Genomic DNA, 2,397 nt, shown 5'->3' on the forward strand with positions numbered 1-2,397 from the left:
GATGCAGGGCGCGCTCAGGCGCGTCTGAGCCCCCGCGCGACCGCGACCCGCGCGGCGCGGCACGGTCGCGATCGATCCTGCGGACAAAAAAAGAGCCCGCACAGCGGGCTCTTCATGCGCCGGCCGTTCGGCCGGGAAGCCTCCCCCTTGGCGGGGGAGGGCAGGGCAGGCGTCAGCTTTCGAAGCCGCCCTTGATGCTCGCGATGCGCAGCATGTTGGTCGCGCCTGGCACCCGCAGCGGAACGCCGGCGGAGATGATCACCCGGTCGCCGTCGAGCGCGAAGCCCTCGTCATGCGCGAACGCGCAGGCGCGGTCGACCATGTCGTCGAGATCGTGCGCGTCGGGCGCGAGGATCGAATGCACGCCCCAGACCAGCGTAAGCCGGCGGCTGGTGTCGACGTTCGGCGTCAGCGCGATGACGGGCGTCTTCGGCCGCTCGCGGGCCGCGCGGCGCGCGGTGGTGCCGCCGGAGGTCCAGCAGATGATCGCCGCGAGATCGAGCGTCTCGGCGACCTGGCGGGCTGCCGCCGAGATCGCGTCGGCGCCGGTCGCCTCGGGCTCGGCCCGCTGGGCGTCGATGATCCCGCGGTAATAGGGATCGCTCTCCACGCTGCGCGCGATCGAATCCATCATCGCGACCGCTTCCGTCGGGAAGGCGCCGGCGGCGGATTCGGCGGACAGCATGATCGCGTCCGCACCCTCGAACACCGCCGTCGCGACGTCGGAGGTCTCGGCGCGGGTCGGCATCGGCTGCGTGATCATCGACTCGAGCATCTGCGTCGCGATGATCACCGGCTTGCCGGCGCGGCGGCAGGCGCGGGTCATCTGCTTCTGCATGCCCGGGACCTTCTCGATCGGCATCTCGACGCCCAGGTCGCCGCGGGCGACCATCAGCGCGTCGGAGAGATCGATGATCTCGGTGAGCCGCGTCATGGCCTGCGGCTTCTCGATCTTGGTCATCACCGCGGCGCGGCCCTGGATGATCTCCTTGGCCTCCACGATGTCCTCGGGACGCTGCACGAAGGACAGCGCGATCCATTCGCAGCCGACGTCGAGCGCGGCCCGCAGGTCGGCGTGATCCTTCTCCGTCATCGCGGAGGTCTTGATCATCGTGTCCGGCAGGCTGACGCCCTTGCGGTCGGACAGGCGGCCGCCGACGATGACCTCGGTGACCGTCTCGGTCGGGGTCGAGGAGCGGGCGACGAGCCGCACCTTGCCGTCGTCAAGCAGCAGATGATGGCCCGGCTCGAGCGCCTCGAGGATTTCCGGATGAGGCAGGTGGACGCGCGTCTTGTCGCCGGGCGTCGGGTCGGAATCGAGCGTGAAGGTCTGGCCCTTCTCCAGCATGACCGCGCCGTCCGCGAAGCGGCCGAGGCGGAGCTTGGGACCCTGCAGGTCGACCAGGATGCCGATCGGACGACCGACCTCCTTCTCGATCGTGCGGATGGAGCCGATCAGCTCGCGCATCCGCTCGTGCGAGGTGTGGCTCATGTTGATGCGGAACACGTCGGCGCCGGCGTGGAACAGGCGCGTGACCATCTCGGGCGTCGAGGACGAAGGACCGAGCGTGGCGACGATCTTGACCTTGCGGAGCCTTCTCATCGAACCGCCGTGCCGGACTCGAGGCCTGCCCGGGCGCCGGCTGTCGCCGGCGGGGTGGTCGCGCCCGAGGGCGCGGCTGCCGCGGGATTCGCGGTCGGTTCCGTCAATTGCACGGTCCAGCTCTTCTGTTCGCCAGTGTCTATTTCGAAAAAGCCCGAGCGTTCATAACCGCGGGCGAGGCAGTCTTCTATGCCCTTGATCGTGAACTCTTTGTCGCGGGTGCACATGTAGGCCTTGCCGTTCCATTCCCCGCCGCGGTCGTAGTCGATCGCATAGACATAATAAAAACGGGCGGAGAGCGGCCCGCGCAGCAGAGTCTCACAGGAATTCGACGCGACGTTCCACCAGCCTTCGGTGGACCAGGTCTCGTGGTCCTTGTAGCCGATCGAGACCCCGACCCGGCTGTCCGTCTTGTTGCACAGCCGGAAGTCGGCGAGCGCCGGAGACGCGACGGAAAGAGCCGCCGCCGCCACGCAGCAGCGTCCGAACCAGCCTGGGGCGCGAAGGGAGATGCGGTCGCGAATCAGCATGAGGACGGGGACGCTCGCTTGGCCTCGTCAGGCGCGGTTGTGCGGCGATGGGCCCGCGCTGTCAACGAGCACGATCCTGAGGTCGTTGACGTTGGTGCAGGTCGGGCCCGTGAGCAGCACGTCGCCCGTCGCCTCGAAGAATCCGGTGCTGTCGTTGTTATCCAGAAACCGGGCGGCTTCGAGGCCTTTGGCGCGGGCGCGCTCGATCGTGCCGGCGTCGACCACCGCGCCGGCCGGATCCTCCGGCGAGCCGCCGCCGCCGTC

The 2,397-nt window shown here is 68.9% G+C and carries 3 protein-coding genes; all 3 read right to left on the reverse strand.

From position 1 onward, the window contains the following. Window positions 1-172: 172 nt before the first annotated feature. On the reverse strand, window positions 173-1,603 hold the full coding sequence (pyk, locus tag ACIKT0_RS17005) for a pyruvate kinase (protein ID WP_407106554.1): 1,431 nt from the start codon (window positions 1,601-1,603) through the stop codon (window positions 173-175). Then, window positions 1,600-2,133 (reverse strand): DUF1036 domain-containing protein, encoded by a 534-nt coding sequence (locus ACIKT0_RS17010; RefSeq protein ID WP_407106555.1) that lies wholly within the window; start codon window positions 2,131-2,133, stop codon window positions 1,600-1,602. The genes pyk and ACIKT0_RS17010 overlap by 4 nt, the downstream gene beginning before the upstream one ends. Window positions 2,134-2,160: 27 nt before the next feature. After that, a partial coding sequence (locus ACIKT0_RS17015) for an MOFRL family protein (RefSeq protein ID WP_407106556.1) occupies window positions 2,161-2,397 on the reverse strand: 237 nt, incomplete at its 5' end.

Source organism: Hansschlegelia beijingensis, from assembly GCF_045505405.1.
GTDB lineage: Bacteria > Pseudomonadota > Alphaproteobacteria > Rhizobiales > Methylopilaceae > Methylopila > Methylopila beijingensis_A.

Coding starts and splice junctions, on each gene's coding strand:
- ACIKT0_RS17010 (WP_407106555.1), bottom strand. CDS start 2,133: ATGCTGATTCGCGACCGCATCTCCCTTCGCGCCCCAGGCTGGTTCGGA.
- pyk (WP_407106554.1), bottom strand. CDS start 1,603: ATGAGAAGGCTCCGCAAGGTCAAGATCGTCGCCACGCTCGGTCCTTCG.